The organism is Mycolicibacterium moriokaense (assembly GCF_010726085.1).
In the GTDB taxonomy this organism is placed as follows: domain Bacteria; phylum Actinomycetota; class Actinomycetes; order Mycobacteriales; family Mycobacteriaceae; genus Mycobacterium; species Mycobacterium moriokaense.
In genome coordinates this window covers 2,162,146-2,179,447 of record NZ_AP022560.1, presented here as the reverse complement: position 1 = coordinate 2,179,447, position 17,302 = coordinate 2,162,146, and the positions used below count along the sequence as shown (strand labels likewise).

Here is a 17,302-nt window from a genome sequence, read left to right as displayed (position 1 = left end):
AGCTATGCCCGCGATTGGCCCGCGCTGGGTGTTACCTGTGAATCACCGGGCAACGTCACGGCGAACACCGTCGAACCGGGCGCGCTGCGCACATCGATGGTGCCGCGGTGGGCCTTGACGACGGCCGCGACGATCGCGAGCCCCAGCCCGGTGCTGCCCCCGCGCCGCGAGCGTGATGAGTCGCCCCGGGCGAATCGCTCAAAGATCTCGGGCTGCAACCACTCCGGGATGCCCGGGCCGTCGTCGGCCACCGTCAACACGGCACCTCCGTCCGCGGCGCGCGCCAACGAGGTGGTGACGGACGTACCAGGCGGGGTGTGCGTACGCGCGTTGGCCAGCAGGTTCGCCAGCACCTGGTGCAGCCGCGCCTCGTCGCCGGTGATGACGACGGGTTCATCGGGCACGTCGAGTGACCACTGGTGCTCGGGCCCGGCGATGTGGGCGTCACTGACCGCGTCGACGACCAATCGCGAAAGATCAACGGGCACCTGCTCCAACGGCCGGCCGGTGTCCAGTCGGGCGAGCAGCAGCATGTCCTCGACGAGCTGCGTCATCCGGGCGGTCTCGGACTCCACCCGGCTCATCGCGTGTGCGACGTCGTCGGGCACATCGTCGCGTTTGCGTTGCGCCAGCTCGGTGTACCCGCGGATCGCGGCGAGCGGGGTGCGTAGTTCGTGGCTGGCGTCGGCGACGAACTGACGCACCCGGGTCTCGCTGGCGTGGCGTGCCGACAGCGCGCCGGCGATACGGTCGAGCATCCGGTTCAGGGCCGAGCCCAGCTGCCCGATCTCGGTGTGGGCCGCCGCCGGATCGATCTCAACGATGGGGGTCGGCAGCCGCACCTCGCCGCGGTCGAGCTCCAGGTCGGCCACCTGTCGCGCCGCAGCGGAAACCGTTGACAGCGGCGCGAGTTGGCGCCGGATGATCATGATGCCCGCGACCGTCCCACCGATGAGCGCCACCGCCCCAACCACGCTGAAGATGATCGCGACGGTGAGCATGGTGTCGTCGACCTCGGAGGCGGGCAGACCGGTGACAATGGTCTCGCCCGGTCCGTGCGCGCGCATGGCGAGCACGCGGTAGCGGCCGAGCTCGTCGAGCTGCACGGTCGTCGGTTCCTCCTGCGGCTCCACGCGCGCCAGTTGTTGTGCTGCGGCGGAACTGATCTCGCTCTGACTGCCGTCGGCGTTGATGACGCCGGCGTCGACAGGAGTGCCGTGCGATATCACGGCGCCGACCGTGCCGGCGGCCTGGCCGGGCGCATTGAGGAACGCCGGTCCAGGTCCCATGTTTTCGCGAACGATCATCCGTCGCGGGAAGCGGGGCGGGAGGCCGACCCCGGGTGGCGGCGGGGGTGGCGGACCGAATTCGAAAATCCCCGCGGAACGCTTGGCCGTCTCGGCGAGCCGGTCATCGAGCTGGTTGGTCAGAAAGTGTTGCAGCGCAAAGATTGTGCCGATGCCGATGCCCGCGCACACCAGAGCGAGCAGCAGAATCTGCGAGGCGAGCAGCCGGGCGCGAAGCGACCACGTGCGCGGTGAACGCAGGCGGGTCAGCTTGCCCTCAGCGCGCTGGCTTGAGGACATAGCCGGCACCGCGCAGAGTGTGGATCATCGGTTCGCGCCCGTTGTCGATCTTCTTTCGCAGATACGACACGTACAACTCCACGATGTTGGACCGGCCACCGAAGTCGTAGCTCCACACCCGATCGAGGATCTGCGCCTTGCTCAGCACATGTTTCGCGTTGCGCATCATGAAGCGCAACAGCTCGAACTCGGTCGCGGTAAGGGTGATCAGCTCACCCGCGCGGGTCACCTCGTGACTGTCCTCGTCGAGCACCAGATCGCCGACGACGAGCTTCGCACCTCCCGACTCGCTGGCGACCCCGGTGCGGCGCAGCAGGGCGCGCAGACGCAACACCACCTCTTCGATGCTGAACGGCTTTGTCACGTAGTCATCACCGCCGGCAGTGAGACCGGCAATCCGGTCCTCGACCGAATCCTTGGCGGTCAGCAGCAACAGCGGCAACCCCGGGATCTGTTCGCGCAGCCGGTGCAGGACGTCCAAGCCGCTCATGTCCGGCAGCATCACGTCAAGCACCACCACATCGGGCGGGTTCTGGCGGGCCAGGGCGATGGCGGTGGCCCCGTCGCCGGCGGTCTCGATGTCCCAGCCCTCGTACCGCAGGGCCATGGACACCAACTCGGCGAGTACCGGTTCGTCGTCGACCACCAGCACCTGGATCGGGTTACCGTCGGCCCTACGCATCACGACGCGCGCGGACTCGGTGTCGTTGACCGTCGAACCGTTGGAACTGACCACACATCCATTATCGACGGGGCTGTGGGCGGTCCCTGTGCGCTGTCTATGTGCCAGCTGTGAATGTGCCAGCTGCGATTGCGCCGGCGCATATCGGGTGCACAGCCGACGCACATGAACCTCGTGCAGCCTGGACCCATGGCGAGCGAACAGGTCTGGGGTGCACCGCAGCCTGCGCAACGCTGGGGTGCACGAGAAACCGTCACGGCGGTCGGCGTGGCGGTTGTCATCGCGGCACTGGGCGGTGCAGCCATCTATGCCGCCACCGGATCGCATGCCCAACAGTCGTTCGGACATGGCCCGCCAGGCCCGCCACCAGGCGGTTTCGCGTCTGCGCAGATGATGTCCGCACTACCTGCCCTTCACGGCGAGCTGGTCGTCGAAGACGGCAAAGGCGGCTACTCCAGCCTGCTCACCCAGATCGGAACCGTGACGGCCATGTCGCCGACCAGCATCACGGTGCGCAGCGCGGACGCCTTCACCCAGACCTACGATCTGCAGCCGACGACCCGCACGACTCTGTTGATCGCGGTCAACGACGAGGTGTCGGTGCAGGCGACCCGCAACGGACATGCGGTAACCGCTGACACCGTCGACGAGAGAATCGGTCCCGTTGGCCCTGCCGGACCACCGGGACCTACCCCCCACAACTGACCGCTACGGCGTCGGAGCGGGCTCCGCTGTCACCTCGGGTGAGGCGCTGGGAGTCTCGATTTCCGTCTGCCCCGTGGACGACGTGGTGGTTTCGCCCAGTGTGATCTCAGGTCCCTCACCGACGGTGGCGGTGCCCTCATCGTTGGTGGTCATCGCCACACCAAGGACACCCATCGCCACGACTGCAGCCATACCGACCCCGGCGGACGCGATCTTGATTCGGTTCATCATGACTCCTTCGCCCCTGTCGCAGCGGTCTCGGGTGGAGTGGTGATCGGCGGCGTCGCGGCCGTGGTCTCGGGAGCCTCGGGCGCCACGGTTTCGGTGATGGTTTCGCCGGTCGTGATCTCCGAAGTGGTGACCGGACCAGGCGGCGGGGGGTCGGTCTCGTCTTGAGCCGAACTCACGCCGCTCGCCGATATGCCGAAGATGCCCATTGCGAGCAGGGCGCTGGTGCCCAACGTGGCCGCGCCCAGCTTCAACTGCTTCGATTCCACCCTGACCTCTCCATTCGGTCTTCGTGAACAGTGCATGACGGGGTCAACGCTGACCCCTACACCTTTGGGTAACCGAAGTGGACAGAGGTGAAACGACTACTTGGCGGCCTCCTCCTCGGAAGGCAGCGGTGCGGGACCCTTCATGAGGGGTTTGGCGATGCCGACAGTCGGCGCCTTCGGCGGCGTGGTCTGCGTGCTCGTCGAGCCGACTGTCATCGACGATGACTTCGCCACCGCGGCGCCGTCGTGCTCCTGCGCGACGATCAGACCGATCGCGGCCATCGCGACCACGGCGCTGGCACCGATCGTGGCCAGGCAGACCCTGAGGTCCCCCCGGGACTTGCTCCTTTTGTGACTACCCATCTCACGTTCCCTCTCTCGCGCGAGTGTTTCTGCAGCGCCGCAGCCACCGTGAAAATGCAGTTCAATACCACTGAACGCGCCGGATCTGAAGATGCGCTGGACGCCACCTGCGGGTTGTCCAGAGCTCAGCCGCCCGCATCTCTTAACCTGTGCGCATGCAGCCCACGTGTGGACCCACCGGATGACGCGCTTCCTCGCGCGCCGGCTGCTCAACTACTTGGTGCTGCTGGCACTGGCGTCGTTGTTCGTGTTCCTGCTCGCCTGGTACCAATTCGATCCCCTCGAAAGCCTGGAAAGCCGCAACCCGCGCCCCCCGCAGACCGTCATCGAGGCCAAACGCGTCGAACTCGGTCTGGACAAGCCTCCGCTGCAGGCCTACCTGCACTGGGCAGCCGGGGCGATCCGCGGCGACTTCGGCACGACCGTCGGCGGGCAGCCGGTCTCGGAGGAACTGTGGCGGCGAGTCGGAGTCAGCCTGCGGCTGCTCGTCATCGGCTCGGTGGTCGGGACCATCATCGGCGTGGTCGCGGGCGCATGGGGGGCTGTCAGGCAGTACCGCCTCAGTGACCGAGTCATCACCGTGCTCTCACTGTTGGTCATCAGCACACCGACCTTCGTGATGGCCAATCTCCTGATTCTGTCGGCACTCGGCGTCAACAACGTGCTGGGCTTTCAACTCTTCGAATACACCGGAGAGACGTCACCGGACGCGATCGGAGGCGCCTGGAACCAGTTCGTCGACCGGCTTCAGCATCTGGTGTTGCCGACGTTCACGTTGGCGCTGGGAGCCATCGCCGTATACAGCCGCTACCAACGCAACGCGATGTTGGACGTCCTCGGTCAGGACTTCATCCGCACCGCCCGCGCCAAGGGGCTGACGAGGCGGCGCGCCCTGTTCAAGCACGGCCTGCGCACGGCGTTGATCCCGATGGCAACGCTGTTCGCCTACAGCGTCGCAGGCCTGGTCACCGGCGCGGTGTTCACCGAGAAGATCTTCGGCTGGCACGGCGTCGGCGAGTGGGTGGTGACCGGCATCCTCACCCAGGACATCAACATCGTCGCGGCGATCACCATGCTGTCGGCCGTCATGATCCTGCTCGCGGGTCTGCTTTCCGACATCGTCTACGCGGCGCTCGACCCGAGAGTCCGAGTCTGATGAGCGAACCGGTAACCGAGGAAACATCGACGATCGCGCAGTCCGGCGTCGACGTCGCAGGTTTCGCGTCGCGACGCACCCTGGTGATGCGTCGGTTCCTGCGCAACAAACCGGCGGTGGCGTCCCTGGTGCTGCTGGCCCTGATGTTCGTCGCCTGCTACGCCCTGCCGCCCCTGCTGCCGTACAGCTACAGCGATCTCGACTACTTCGCGCTGCAGCAGCCACCGACGGTCGATCACTGGTTCGGCACCAACGCGCTCGGCCAGGATCTGTTGGCCCAAACCCTGCGCGGTATGCAGAAATCCATGCTGATCGGTGTCTGCGTGGCGTTCATCTCGACGGTGATCGCGGCGACCGTCGGCGCGATCGCGGGCTACTTCGGCAGCTGGCGCGACCGCACCCTGATGTGGCTCGTCGACCTCATGCTGGTGGTGCCGAGCTTCCTGCTCATCTCGATTGTCGTGCAGCGCACCAAAGGTGACATTCTCTGGTTGATCGTGCTGCTGGCCGCGTTCAGCTGGATGATCAGCTCCCGCATCGTGCGGGGTATGACGATGAGCCTTCGCGACCGCGAATTCATCGCTGCCGCAAGGTATATGGGCGTCAGCAATACGCGAATCATCCTTCGGCACATCATCCCGAACGTCGCGTCGATCATCATCATCGACACCGCGCTCAACGTCGGCGTTGCGGTCCTCGCCGAGACGGGCCTGAGCTACCTGGGCTTCGGCATCCAGCCGCCCGACGTGTCGCTGGGCACCCTGATCGCCGACGGCACCAAATCCGCGACCACCTTCCCGTGGCTATTCCTGTTCCCTGCAGGCGTTCTCGTGTTGATCATCCTGTGGGCCAACCTCGTCGGCGACGGACTGCGCGACGCGCTCGATCCCAGCGCAAGGCAGTTGCGGGGGCGACGCAAGTGAGCCTGCTGGAGGTACGCGACCTCACCGTCGCCTTCCCCACCGACGCCGACCCGGTGAATGCGGTGCGCGGCATGAACTTTGACGTCAACCCGCGTGAAGTCGTCGCCCTGGTCGGAGAGTCTGGTGCCGGCAAGTCGGCCAGCGCGATGGCCGTCGTCGGCCTGCTGCCCGAATACGCGACGGTGTCCGGCTCCATCAAACTGCACGGAGGCGAACTCATCGGGTTGTCGGATCAACGGATGTCCGAGATACGCGGCAAGAAGATCGGCACGGTCTTCCAGGATCCGATGTCGGCGCTGACCCCCGTCTACACCGTCGGCGATCAGATCGCCGAGGCGATCGAGGTCCACCAGCGCGACGTCACCCGCCGGGCGGCCAGGGCCCGTGCCGTGGAACTCCTCGAACTCGTCGGCATCGCCCAGCCGGAGCGCCGGGCGCGGTCGTTTCCACACGAGTTGTCCGGCGGCGAGCGGCAACGGGTGGTCATCGCGATCGCGATCGCGAACGACCCCGATCTGCTGATCTGCGACGAGCCGACCACCGCGCTCGACGTCACGGTGCAGGCGCAGATCCTCGACGTCCTCAAGACCGCGCGGGACGTCACCGGCGCCGGCGTGCTGATCATCACTCACGATCTCGGGGTCGTCGCCGAGTTCGCCGACCGCGCATTGGTGATGTACGCCGGGCGGCCCGTCGAGATCGCGACCGTCGCCGAGCTGTACCGCGACCGCCGGATGCCCTATACCGCGGGACTTCTCGGCTCGGTCCCCCGGCTGGACGCCGCGCAGGGGTCGCGGCTGGTGCCCATTCCCGGCGCCCCGCCGTCGATGGCCGCGCTGCCACCCGGCTGCCCGTTCGCCCCGCGCTGCCCGCTCGCCATCGACGACTGCCGCGCCGAGGAGCCTGACCTGCTCGAGATGGGCCCCGACCACACTGCCGCGTGCATCCGGACCGACCAGGTCGCCGGCCGCAGCGCCGCGCAGATCTACGGCATGTCCACCGAACCGCCCACCCGCGCAGAGGTCCCGGACTCGTCGGTCGTGCTGCGCGTCCGCGACCTCGTCAAGACGTACCAGCTGACCAAGGGCGTGGTGTTCCGCAGGCACGTCGGCGAGGTGCGTGCGGTCGACGGCGTCAGCTTCGAACTGCAGCGGGGCCGCACGCTGGGCATCGTCGGTGAATCCGGCTCGGGCAAGACGACGACGTTGCACCAGGTGCTTGGGCTGACCGCCCCGCAGTCGGGGTCGATCGAGGTGCTCGGCCACGACGTTGCGACGCTGGATCGGCGCGGTCGCCGCGAGCTGCGCGGCGACCTGCAGGTCGTCTTCCAGGATCCGGTCGCGTCACTGGATCCTCGGCTCCCCGTGTTCGATGTCCTCTCAGAACCGTTGAGCGCCAACGGCTTCGACAAGAATAGAATCGACGACAGGGTGGCGGAGCTGCTCGGCATCGTCGGACTGCAACGGGAGGATGCCAGCCGCTACCCGGCGGAGTTCTCCGGCGGTCAGAAGCAGCGCATCGGGATCGCGCGGGCGTTGGCCACGCAGCCCAAGATCCTCGCGCTCGACGAGCCCGTGTCGGCGCTCGACGTGTCGATCCAGGCGGGCATCATCAACCTCCTGCTCGACCTGCAGCAGCGGTTCGACCTGTCCTACCTCTTCGTCTCCCACGACCTGTCGGTCATCAAGCATCTCGCCCACCGGGTGGCGGTGATGTACAAGGGTTCGATCGTCGAGCAGGGCGACGGTGACCAGGTGTTCAACAGCCCGCAGCACGACTACACCCGCCGGTTGCTTGCTGCAGTTCCTCAGCCAGAGGTGAAACGCAGCTAGAGTCTGTGCGCATGAGGATCCGACGCCTAGCTGTAGCAACTGTGATCGCTGCCCTGACCCTGTCCGCCTGCTCGGGCAGCAACCAGGAGGCGCCGCCGGCGGGCGGATCCGCGGAGGTCGGCACCACCAACGACATCAACCCGCAGGACGTCGCCAACCTGCGGCAGGGCGGCAACCTCCGGTTGGCGCTCAACGACTTCCCACCGAACTTCAACTCGCTGCACATCGACGGCAACACCGGCGACGTCGGCTCCCTGATGCGGTCCACGATGCCGCGCGCGTTCCGGATCGCCGCCGACGGTTCGGCCACCGTCAACACCGACTACTTCACGAGCGTGGAGCTGACGAGCACAGACCCGCAGGTCGTCACCTACACGATCAACCCGAAAGCGGTCTGGAGCGACGGCACCCCGATCACCTGGGAGGACATTCAGTCGCAGATCAACGCCATGAGCGGTAAGGACAAGAACTTCGCGATCGCGGCCACCAACGGCTGCGACCGGGTCGAGAAGGTCGAGCGCGGGGTGGACGACCGGCAGGCCGTCGTCACCTTCGCCAAGCCGTGGGCCGACTGGAAGGGCATGTTCGCGGGCAGCACCGTGTTGTTGCCGAAGGTGTCGACCGCCGACGCGGAGGTCTTCAACCGTGGGCAGCTCAACGGTCCTGGACCGTCGGCGGGACCGTTCATCATCTCCAACCTCGACCGCGGCGCGAAGCGGATCACGTTGACGCGCAACCCGAAATGGTGGGGTGAGAAACCGCTGCTGGACAGCATCACCTACCTGGTTCTTGACGATGCGGCACGGATTCCCGCGCTGCAGAACAACACGATCGACGCCACCGGTCTCGCGACCCTCGACGAGATGGAGATCGCGCGGCGGACGAACGGGATCGCGATTCGCCGTGCTCCCGGCCTCGGCTGGTATCACTTCACGTTCAACGGTGCCCCGGGCCGGATCCTCGAGGACCCGGCATTGCGACGGGCGGTCGCCATGGGCATCGACCGCAACACCATTGCCGCCGTGACACAGCGTGGGCTCGCCGACAACCCTGCCCCGCTGAACAACCACATCTTCGTCGCCGGCCAGGAGGGCTATCAGGACAACAGCGGTGTCGTGGCGTTCGACCCCGAGAAAGCGAAGAAGGTGCTCGACGGGCTCGGCTGGCGGATGAACGGCCAGTTCCGTGAGAAGGACGGCAAGCAGTTGGTCATCCGCGACGTGCTCTTCGACTCACTCGGGACGCGGCAGTACGGCCAGATCGCGCAGAACAACCTCGCGCAGATCGGCGTCAAGCTCGAACTCGACATCAGGCCGGCAGCCGGGTTCTTCACCGACTACGTCACCGTCGGCAACTTCGACATCGCCCAATTCGCCTGGAGCGGTGATGCTTTCCCGTTGGCGAGCCTCACCCAGATCTATCGCACCGATGCGGAGAGCAACTTCGGCAAGATCAGCAGCCCGGAGATCGACGCCAAGATCGAGGAGACGGTCGGCGAACTGGATCCGGCGAAGGCGCGACAACTGGCCAACGAACTCGACAAGATGCTCTTCGAAGAGGTGTTCAGTCTCCCGCTGACGCAGTCGAGCGGAAACATCGCGGTGCGAAGCAATTTGGCGAACTTCGGCGCGTTCGGGTTGGCCGACCCGGACTACACGGAGATCGGCTTCATGAAGTAGCGCGGCGCACGGTTCGCGGAACCACCGCGGGCACCGCCGCTTCCAGGGCGGCCGCCGCCTCGATCCCCCAGATCAACGCCCGGACCGCCAACCCTGGGGACTTCGAATCCAGCACGGACTCGCGTTCGGGCAGCCTCTCGATCGCGCCGTCGTAGATGGCCTTGACGATGTCCAGGGCGGCCCGTTCGCGAAAATCGACGATGCTGTGGCCTGCGGTCGCCAAGTTGACCAGGACCGCATTCGGGATCAGCGACGCGACCCTGCGCGCCACCGTCGGCGGTGTGATCAGGTCACGACCACCGGAGATCACCACCGTGCGCCAGGTGAAGTTCGGCATCTCGGCGACCAGGTCGAAGGGTTCGGCGTCGAATTCCGTTGTGTCCGGGGCTGCTTCGCGGTATGCCAACGCGGGATCGAACGGTTCGCCGTCCGGTGTCGCCCCGTAGTTCAGTTCGCGGTACCCGATGCGGCCGACCAGATCGGGTTCGTGCCGGTACGGCGCCTTGCGCTCGAACATCAGACTGGTGGCGTGGGCCATGGCTGACCACAACCAGCGGCGTCCGGTGAGCAGCAGGTCCAGTTGGCGCTGCAGCAGCGTCGGGCCGGCGAAACCGTAGACGGCCATGGCCAGTTGCGTGGCCGCCGGCGTCAACTGCTCCTCATCGACGAGGCGTCGCACCTTGGGCGCCAGGTCTGCGGTCTCGGGGTCGTCGCCGTTCCAGAGCAGCCGACGTGCCGCCTCGCGGACGGCGTCGATGTCCTGCGCAGACAGCACCGGCGAGTCCAGGACCATCGCGTGCACGCGGTTCGGATGGCGGACGCCGAACCCGGCGGCGAGATAGGTGCCGTAGGACGTGCCGTAGACGACCGCCTTGTCGACGCCCGCGTCGTCGAGTACAGCGGCGATGTCGTCGACGACCTGGGTGATCGTCAACGCCTCCGGCGGCAGGTCAGCGCCGCGGTCATCATGGCGTGACATGCCGACGCCCCGGTGTTCGACCATGATGACGTCGAGGCCCTCGGCTGCGGCGCGGCGCCGAAAGCCCCGGTACAACGCGATCGACGCAGCCCCGGGACCGCCTGGGATGACGACCAGCGGATGCGCGGATTTGCGCCCGGTCCGCACGTAGTAGAGGTCGAACTGGTCATCGGCGCCGCCCTCGCCGGACCGTACCGGCCGCCGGACGGCCCGAACACCTGGCAGCGCCGCGAGTTTGTCGTGCGCCCGGCGACGCTTGGCGTTCATGGTCATCACGTCCATTGTGCCCTCAGCCCGCCGAGGTTCTATAGAGTCGCCAGACGAATGGATCACACCTAGAACCGAGGCAGCGTGCAAACAGGAGAGTTCTTCGAGTGGGCCACCAAGGCCTTCGAGGTGCTGGGCGTGCTGTCGATGATCATCGGGTTCGTGTTCGCCTTCGCGCTGTCGGTACTCACCTGGGCACGCACGAAGAGCGGCGGCCGCGCGTTCAAGACGTTGCGGGAATCACTGGGAGGAGCAATCCTTCTCGGCCTGGAACTGCTTGTCGCCGCGGACATCGTCAAGACCGTCACGTCGACACCTTCGCTGACCGACGCCGCGGTACTCGGGATGATCGTCCTCATCCGGACGGTGCTGAGCTTCACGATTCAGATCGAGATCGACGGTGTCGCGCCCTGGCGCAAGGCGCTGAGAACCGGACCGGAAGTGCTGGCCAGCGCGACTCGCAAGGCCCTGCAACCGGAGCCCTAGTCAGCGGCCTCCGGCGCGGATCAAGTCCGCGGCCTTCTCACCGATAAGCACGCTGGGCGCGTGGGTGTGCCCGCGGATGATCGTCGGCATCACTGATGCATCGGCGACGCGCAGGCCCTCGACGCCGCGGACTCGCAATTCGGGGTCGACGACGCTGGCGTCGTCGCTGCCCATCCGGCAGGTACCCACCGGGTGATAGAGCGTGTGCGACAAAGAGTTCAGCGCCCGTTCCAACGTCTCGTCGTCCAGCGTCGTGGCGTTCAGCGGTCGGGCGATCGCGCCGATGATGCCGCTGAGCGCGGGCGCTTTCGCGATCGTCGCGCATATCCGCAGACCGGACATCAGTGCCTCGCGGTCCGCACCGGCGGGGTCGGTGAGATAACGCGGGTCGATGATCGGCTTGTCCTTGGGATTCGCGGACCGCAACGTGATGGTGCCGCTGCTGCGAGGCTTAAGCAGGATCGGCCCCAGCACGACCGCATGGCCCGGATACGGATCGCCGATCCCCTCCTCGAAGTACGGTGCGGGAGCGAAGATCAGCTCCAGATCCGGCAATTCGAGATCCGAGCGGCTCTTCACGAATCCGTACGCCTCACCGACGTTGGACGTCAGCATGCCGCGTCTGCGGATCAGATAGTTCACGAGTTCAAGCGGCTTCTCTGCTGCGTAGAGGGTGTCGTTCGGCGCGTCGAATCCCAGTGGCACGACAAGATGATCGAGCAGGTTGGCGCCGACTTGCGGTGACGGGGCGACCACCTCGATGCCGTGCTCGCCCAGCTGGTCACGGTCACCGATGCCGGAGAGCATCAGTAGTTGCGGGCTGTTGATCGCGCCGCCGCACAGGATCACCTCGCGCCGTGCGCGCACCGCCTGCTTGGTGCCACCCTTGTCGAACTCGACGCCGACGGCGCGGCGCCCGTCGAACAGCACCCTCGTCGCGGTGGCCTCGGTCAGCAGCGTCAGGTTGGGCCGCTTGAGCGCGGGCCGCAGATAGGCATCGGCGGTGCTCCACCGTGCACCGCGACGTTGCGTGACACGGGTTTCGCAGAAGCCCTCCGGCTCAGCCTGATTGGGTTCTTCGATGCGATAGCCGCATTCCTCGACGGCCCTCAGCCACGCTGCGGTGGACGTGCGCGGGCTTCGTTGGCGCGCGATCGACAGCGGACCGCTCTCGATGCGAGTCAGATACGGCTCGAGGTGCGCGTAGTCCCATTGCTCGCCGGCGGCCGCGCCCCATTCGTCGTAGTCGGCGGCGAAGCCGCGCACCCACATCATCGCGTTCATCGACGACGAGCCGCCGAGCATTTTGCCTCGCGGCCAATAGATCTCGCGGCCGTCGAGTGCCTTCTGGGGTTCCGTCAGATAGTCCCAGTCCATCGGGGTGCGCATCAGCTTGGCGAAACCCGCGGGAATGTGGATGAATTTATCCTTGTCCTTCGGCCCCGCTTCGAGCACCACAACCTGGGCCGAGCTATTGGCACTGAGGCGATTGGCCACGACCGAGCCAGCAGAACCCGTTCCCACAACGACATAGTCGGCGTCCACGCGCCGGAGTCTATGAGTCCGGTGGCGCCGATGGGGTCGCTTGGCGCGGATGCGCCGCCCCGACTTCGCGCGAGCAGACGCAAAGCACACGACACGCCGGGAGATTCACGACTTTTGCGCCTGCTCGCCGGTAGTCCCGTAGTTAGGCGGACAGTGCGATGTGGTGCGCGTCCTCGACGGCCGCGTACCGGTCCGGGCTGCACGTCAGCACGATGACCTGCCCGTCGCCGCCGACAGCGTTGAACACCGCGCCCATCTTGACGAGTCGATCCGCGTCCGTGAACCCCAGGGCGTCGTCGATCACCACCGGAACGGTGTCCTCCTTGGCGACCAGCGCCGCGCCTGCCAACCGCGCAACGATGCCGAGCTGCTCCTTCGCCCCACCGGACAACGACTCGTACGGAACCGTGCGGCCGGACAATGTGCGGCTGCAGATCTTCAGGTCACTGTCGATCTCCACTTCGAAACTGTCGCCGAAGACCAGGCGGCCGAGCCGCTCCACCTCGGTGCGGAACGGGTCGACGTAGCGCAGCCGGGCGGCATCTCGGTGCCGAATGATCACCGACCGCAGCAGTTCCGCGGCGCGCGCACGGCGCTGCACCCGCAGGTACTCCGCCTCGGCGTGCTCGCGTTCGGTCTCCGCCGCGTCGAGTTGCCCCTTGCGGCCTTCGGTGCCGTACACCTTCAGTTGCGTCTTGACCTCGCGTAGCGCCTCGGCCACCTCGTCATGCTGACGGCCCACCTCATCGGCGCGACGGGTGGCGTCGCCGAGCGCGGCGGCGACGCTGTCCGGCGCTGCTTTGGCCAATTCAGCGCTCAGGTCGGCGACGAGCGTGTTCGCGCGTCGTGCCTCCTGCTCGCACGTCTCGGCCTTGGCCGTCAACTCGTCGTCGGCGGTTGTCGCGCGCTGCCGCGCCAACTGGTCACGCGTGAGCCCTAGCTGCTCCTGCTCGGTGGCGAGCTTGTCCCGTAGCAGGGCAACTCGAGTCTCGCGCTCCGCCAACTGCTTTGCCGCCGCCTCGGCGACCTTGCGATGCTTCTCGCAGTCCGCGATGGCCTGCGTCACGGCGGTGTTGGCCGCGTCGAGCTCGGCGCGTGCGGCGTTCGGATCGGCTTCGAACAGGTCGACGTCGACGGGTTGGCGCGCGGTCAGCTCAGCCAATCGGGTCCGCAACTGCTCGACCGACACGTCGCCGGTCAACGCCTCGATTCGTGCGACCAGTCGATCCTGGGTGGCCACCAATTGTTGGCGGCGCTGGCCGAGGGCGCGTGCGGCGTCGACGTCGGCAACACCGCCCTTCGCCAACTCCGAAGCCAGAAGCTGCTGGGCCGCATCGAGTTTAGCCTGCGTCTCCGACGCCGGCGTGCCCGGCGCCAGACGTGCGGTCAGCACCCCGGGCACCTCGATCTCGGTCTGCGAGCTGACACCGGTCGACCAGGACTGACCCGCCTCGAGCGCATGTACTTCACCGTCGACACGCACCTCGAGGTCGGCGATCGCGACCAGCTCGAGGTGCGCCGACATCAGCTCGACCTGCCCCATCGCGACATCGACCGCCGACTTGGCCGCCTCGATGGCGCGCATACCCTCATCCGTCAGTGCGATGCCCGCCAGCTCCGACCCGGTGCTGTCCAGATCGCGTTGTGCCCCAGCGATCTTGGCCAGCAGCCCCGCCAGCCGGTCGGCCTCCTCGCGCGCCACCAGCTGATCCACGGTCCGGCGGGCCGAGTCGGCGCGGTCCTGGGCGGCCGCCATCGCGGTCCGCGCCTCCTCCGCGACCACATCGGCTGCCTGCTTCACCTCGGCGGCCGTGGCCAGCGCTTCGGCAGCCTCGGCCGCCGCGGCTTCGAGCTCGACGATGGCTGCGGCCCGTTGGTCGATTGCGTCCCGCAGCGCGTGCCGATCGTTGACCGCCGCGACCGCCGCGCTGCGTCCGGCCTCGGTGGCGGCCGCGACCAGCTCGGCCTGTTTGAGCTGACCGGCCAGCGCGGCAACCGTTTCGGCGGCGGCCTGAGCCTGTTCCAGCTGTTTCGCGGCGTCCGTGCGCGCGGCACTCAGCCGAGCCAGTTCCTCGGTGAGATCGGCGTGGCGGTGAATCGCTTCGTCCACTTCCGCGATGGCGGCCGCGCACCGGGCCACCTCATCATTGGCGGTCTGGAGCCGCTTCTCGGCGGCGGCCCACTGCCCGGTGGGACGGCCGGTGCGGGTGAAGTACGTGAGGTACTCGGCCTCGATGCGGTCGACCAGCAGCGTGTCGGTGCCATTGGCCGTGGGTGAAGCATCGGCGGGTGCCGCGGCCACGCCAGCAGCCACGTCGAGCGCCCGCGACAGCGCGTCACACCCCGACAGGTCCACGGCCTCGGTAGACGCCGACTGCAGTACCCGCTGGGCCTGCCACAGGCAGGTGTCGACCGTCTCCTCCAACATGGCCCGAACCCGGTCGTGCGCCTCGTCTCCGGTGAGCTGCTCGCGCCGTGGCGCCAGCACCGTCAACTCGGTCTCGCACCGCTTGTGGAACCGCTTGCGGTACACGAATCGGTAAGGGCCGGTGGAGATTTCCGCGGTGATCTCCGCGCCGACGTCGGCGTGCGTCGGCTTGACCTGCTTGACCTCTTTCTTCGACGACCGGTCCTTGGCCTCCAGAAGCAGGTCCAGCGCCTCGATCATCGACGACTTGCCGACCTCGTTCGCGCCGCTCACCACCACGACGCCGTGATCGGGGAACTCGATCTCGCGGTGCACGATGCCGCGGTAGTTGGTCAACACCAAGCGATGCAGTTTCACGCCACACCCCTGTCGGCCAGGCGCAGCAGTAGCGCCAACGCCGCACGCGCGTCGTCGGCGTCGTCGCCGTCGGACCGCGCAGTGGCGACCAGTTCCTCGACCGCGGTCGCTGCGAAGCCACCGATCCCGAGATCGTCGAACTCGCCGTCGGCGGGCATGACGGCGATATGGGATTCCTTGTCCCACACGGTAAGTGCGGCGAACAGGCGGGCGTACTTGTCCAGGCACGCATCAAGGGTCGCCTTGTCGGTGACCGTCAGCGACCCGGTCAGCCCGACGCGCACGACGGTGCGTTCCTTGTCGGGCATCAGGTCCAGATTGAGGTCCAGATCGGCGATGTCACGGCTGCTGTCGACCGAACGGCGCAACGTCACGAAGCGCCAACGACCCACCTTGCGGGGTTCGACCCGCACCGGCGCCGAAGGATCGGTCTCGTCGAGGTCGACCACCAGGACGTGGCCGGGATCTGTCTCGATGTCGTCGTAGTTGGTGACCTCCGGCGAGCCGGAGTACCAGATGCGGCCGGTGGTGCCGACCTGCATGCGAGAGTGCTTGTCGCCCAACGCCACATAGTGGACCGCACCGCGCGCGATGGCAGCCTCCAGCGCCGCCAGCCGAATCAACGACGGCCGGTCCTTGTCGGGAACGAAGATGTCGACCCCACCGTGGCCGACGACGATGCGCGCGACGCCGTCGGCGGGTAGGTCGTCGAGCACGGAGGCGACGGGATCGGCGCACGGGGCCTTGGAGGTCCACGGCGCCGCCACCAGCTGCAGGCCGGGCCGCACCTCATGCACACCGGGTCGATCGAGCACGGTCACGTTCTCCGGGCACTCGGACCGAAACAGTGGACTGGTGTAGACCGACGATGCATCCAGCGGATCGTGGTTGCCGGGCAACAGGTACACCGGGACGCCGATGGCGCGCATCGCCTCCAGCGACTGGCTGACGTCGCGGGACGCGAGTTGGTTGTGCTCGAAGACGTCACCCGCGACGACGACGAACTCGGCCCCGGTGTCGGCGGCGAGCGCACCAAGACCGGCCACCACATCCCGTCGCGCGGCCGAATAACGGGGCTGCGCCTCACCGTTGAGGAAGTAGCGGGTCATGCCGAGCTGCCAGTCGGCGGTGTGAACGAATCGCATCTCGGCCCATCCCCTTCCAGTCTCGATGTTCAGCCGGTCTTTGCCGGGCATGGCGAGTGTAGGTCTGGGCGCCGACAAGTCCGGTGAGGCGCGACGTGTCACAAGCACGTCCTGCTGGACCGGCACTCACGGCACCTCTACGGTGGGACGGTGAGCGACTCCTACCGCACGCTGTTGCTGCTACGCCACGCGAAGTCGGACTACCCGACGGGAGTGCCCGACCACGAACGCCCGCTCGCACCTCGCGGAATCCGCGAGGCCGCACTGGCCGGCGACTGGCTGCGCGCGCACGCGCCCGCGGTGGATGCGGTGCTGTGCTCGACGGCCACGCGCACCCGGGAGACGCTCGAACGGACCCGTATCGACGCACCGGTGAAGTTCCTGGACCGCCTCTACGAAGCCACGCCGGGTGCGGTGATCGGCGAGATCAATCGGGTGCCGCAACGGTTCGACTTCGACGTCGCCACACTCCTGGTCGTCGGGCATGAGCCGACGATGTCCGACCTGGCCCTCGGACTGGCCACGGACGAGGGCAGCAACAGCGCTGCGGCCGAACGCATCTCGATGAAGTTTCCCACCTCGGCGATCGCCGTACTGCGCACGGCCGAGACGTGGGATCAGCTGACGCTGGACGGCGCCACACTGGTCACGTTCCACGTGCCCCGCTAGAAC

The 17,302-nt window shown here is 67.1% G+C and carries 16 protein-coding genes; 7 read left to right on the top strand and 9 right to left on the bottom strand.

Features of this window, described 5'->3' with window-relative positions:
* Positions 1-2: 2 nt before the first annotated feature.
* On the bottom strand, positions 3-1,586 hold the full coding sequence (locus G6N43_RS10690; RefSeq protein ID WP_083152072.1) for a sensor histidine kinase: 1,584 nt from the start codon (positions 1,584-1,586) through the stop codon (positions 3-5).
* On the bottom strand, positions 1,564-2,268 hold the full coding sequence (locus G6N43_RS10685) for a response regulator transcription factor (protein ID WP_083152457.1): 705 nt from the start codon (positions 2,266-2,268) through the stop codon (positions 1,564-1,566). Before G6N43_RS10685 ends, G6N43_RS10690 begins: the two co-directional genes overlap by 23 nt.
* Positions 2,269-2,457: 189 nt before the next feature.
* On the opposite strand from G6N43_RS10685, the gene G6N43_RS30665 reads away from it, so the two are divergent.
* Entirely contained in the window at positions 2,458-2,973 is a 516-nt protein-coding gene (locus G6N43_RS30665) for a hypothetical protein (protein ID WP_083152075.1), read from the top strand.
* A 3-nt stretch (positions 2,974-2,976) separates the two neighbouring features.
* Here the strand turns inward: G6N43_RS30665 and G6N43_RS10675 are convergent, their stop codons facing one another.
* From G6N43_RS10675 to G6N43_RS10665, 3 genes are all read right to left on the bottom strand, one after another.
* On the bottom strand, positions 2,977-3,201 hold the full coding sequence (locus tag G6N43_RS10675) for a hypothetical protein (RefSeq protein ID WP_110810395.1): 225 nt from the start codon (positions 3,199-3,201) through the stop codon (positions 2,977-2,979).
* The gene (locus tag G6N43_RS10670; RefSeq protein WP_110810396.1) at positions 3,201-3,470 is read right to left on the bottom strand and encodes a hypothetical protein; all 270 of its coding nucleotides are present in this window, start codon (positions 3,468-3,470) and stop codon (positions 3,201-3,203) included. Before G6N43_RS10670 ends, G6N43_RS10675 begins: the two co-directional genes overlap by 1 nt.
* A gap of 96 nt (positions 3,471-3,566) precedes the next feature.
* The gene (locus G6N43_RS10665) at positions 3,567-3,833 is read right to left on the bottom strand and encodes a hypothetical protein (protein ID WP_083152082.1); all 267 of its coding nucleotides are present in this window, start codon (positions 3,831-3,833) and stop codon (positions 3,567-3,569) included.
* A 181-nt stretch (positions 3,834-4,014) separates the two neighbouring features.
* Here G6N43_RS10665 and G6N43_RS10660 point away from each other — a divergent pair, with 181 nt between their 5' ends.
* Genes G6N43_RS10660 through G6N43_RS10645 form a run of 4 tightly spaced genes read left to right on the top strand, consistent with a single transcriptional unit; the run spans position 4,015 to position 9,423 of the window.
* On the top strand, positions 4,015-4,989 hold the full coding sequence (locus G6N43_RS10660) for an oligopeptide ABC transporter permease OppB (RefSeq protein WP_083152085.1): 975 nt from the start codon (positions 4,015-4,017) through the stop codon (positions 4,987-4,989).
* A complete protein-coding gene (locus G6N43_RS10655) occupies positions 4,989-5,912 on the top strand; it encodes an oligopeptide ABC transporter permease OppC (protein WP_083152087.1) in 924 nt (307 codons plus the stop codon). Before G6N43_RS10660 ends, G6N43_RS10655 begins: the two co-directional genes overlap by 1 nt.
* Positions 5,909-7,744, top strand: a complete 1,836-nt coding sequence (locus G6N43_RS10650; RefSeq protein WP_083152090.1) for an oligopeptide ABC transporter ATP-binding protein OppD — start codon at positions 5,909-5,911, stop codon at positions 7,742-7,744. Before G6N43_RS10655 ends, G6N43_RS10650 begins: the two co-directional genes overlap by 4 nt.
* Before the next feature lie 11 nt (positions 7,745-7,755).
* Positions 7,756-9,423 carry an oligopeptide ABC transporter substrate-binding protein OppA gene (locus G6N43_RS10645; RefSeq protein WP_083152093.1) on the top strand — a complete coding sequence of 556 codons (1,668 nt, stop codon included), beginning with the start codon at positions 7,756-7,758 and terminating at the stop codon, positions 9,421-9,423.
* On the opposite strand, the gene G6N43_RS10640 is transcribed toward G6N43_RS10645, so the two are convergent.
* Entirely contained in the window at positions 9,413-10,675 is a 1,263-nt protein-coding gene (locus G6N43_RS10640) for an alpha/beta hydrolase (protein WP_083152460.1), read from the bottom strand. The two genes, G6N43_RS10645 and G6N43_RS10640, sit on opposite strands and share 11 nt — an antisense overlap.
* 78 nt (positions 10,676-10,753) lie before the next feature.
* Between G6N43_RS10640 and G6N43_RS10635 the strand changes: the two genes are divergently transcribed.
* A complete protein-coding gene (locus tag G6N43_RS10635) occupies positions 10,754-11,155 on the top strand; it encodes a DUF1622 domain-containing protein (protein WP_083152096.1) in 402 nt (133 codons plus the stop codon).
* On the opposite strand, the gene G6N43_RS10630 is transcribed toward G6N43_RS10635, so the two are convergent.
* The 3 genes from G6N43_RS10630 to G6N43_RS10620 form a co-directional block, all read right to left on the bottom strand.
* A complete protein-coding gene (locus tag G6N43_RS10630; protein ID WP_083152099.1) occupies positions 11,156-12,700 on the bottom strand; it encodes a GMC family oxidoreductase in 1,545 nt (514 codons plus the stop codon).
* A gap of 142 nt (positions 12,701-12,842) precedes the next feature.
* Complete coding sequence (locus G6N43_RS10625; RefSeq protein WP_083152101.1) at positions 12,843-15,485, bottom strand: AAA family ATPase; 2,643 nt, start codon at positions 15,483-15,485, stop codon at positions 12,843-12,845.
* Complete coding sequence (locus tag G6N43_RS10620; RefSeq protein ID WP_083152463.1) at positions 15,482-16,630, bottom strand: metallophosphoesterase family protein; 1,149 nt, start codon at positions 16,628-16,630, stop codon at positions 15,482-15,484. Before G6N43_RS10620 ends, G6N43_RS10625 begins: the two co-directional genes overlap by 4 nt.
* A gap of 150 nt (positions 16,631-16,780) precedes the next feature.
* Between G6N43_RS10620 and G6N43_RS10615 the strand changes: the two genes are divergently transcribed.
* On the top strand, positions 16,781-17,299 hold the full coding sequence (locus G6N43_RS10615; RefSeq protein ID WP_083152104.1) for a SixA phosphatase family protein: 519 nt from the start codon (positions 16,781-16,783) through the stop codon (positions 17,297-17,299).
* Positions 17,300-17,302: the final 3 nt, after the last annotated feature.

What these genes read in the sequence shown, in the direction of transcription:
- G6N43_RS10690 (WP_083152072.1), bottom strand. Translation starts at nt 1,586, where the DNA reads ATGTCCTCAAGCCAGCGCGCTGAGGGCAAGCTGACCCGCCTGCGTTCA.
- G6N43_RS10685 (WP_083152457.1), bottom strand. Translation starts at nt 2,268, where the DNA reads ATGCGTAGGGCCGACGGTAACCCGATCCAGGTGCTGGTGGTCGACGAC.
- G6N43_RS30665 (WP_083152075.1), top strand. Translation starts at nt 2,458, where the DNA reads ATGGCGAGCGAACAGGTCTGGGGTGCACCGCAGCCTGCGCAACGCTGG.
- G6N43_RS10675 (WP_110810395.1), bottom strand. Translation starts at nt 3,201, where the DNA reads ATGAACCGAATCAAGATCGCGTCCGCCGGGGTCGGTATGGCTGCAGTC.
- G6N43_RS10665 (WP_083152082.1), bottom strand. Translation starts at nt 3,833, where the DNA reads ATGGGTAGTCACAAAAGGAGCAAGTCCCGGGGGGACCTCAGGGTCTGC.
- G6N43_RS10660 (WP_083152085.1), top strand. Translation starts at nt 4,015, where the DNA reads ATGACGCGCTTCCTCGCGCGCCGGCTGCTCAACTACTTGGTGCTGCTG.
- G6N43_RS10655 (WP_083152087.1), top strand. Translation starts at nt 4,989, where the DNA reads ATGAGCGAACCGGTAACCGAGGAAACATCGACGATCGCGCAGTCCGGC.
- G6N43_RS10645 (WP_083152093.1), top strand. Translation starts at nt 7,756, where the DNA reads ATGAGGATCCGACGCCTAGCTGTAGCAACTGTGATCGCTGCCCTGACC.
- G6N43_RS10640 (WP_083152460.1), bottom strand. Translation starts at nt 10,675, where the DNA reads ATGACCATGAACGCCAAGCGTCGCCGGGCGCACGACAAACTCGCGGCG.
- G6N43_RS10620 (WP_083152463.1), bottom strand. Translation starts at nt 16,630, where the DNA reads ATGCGATTCGTTCACACCGCCGACTGGCAGCTCGGCATGACCCGCTAC.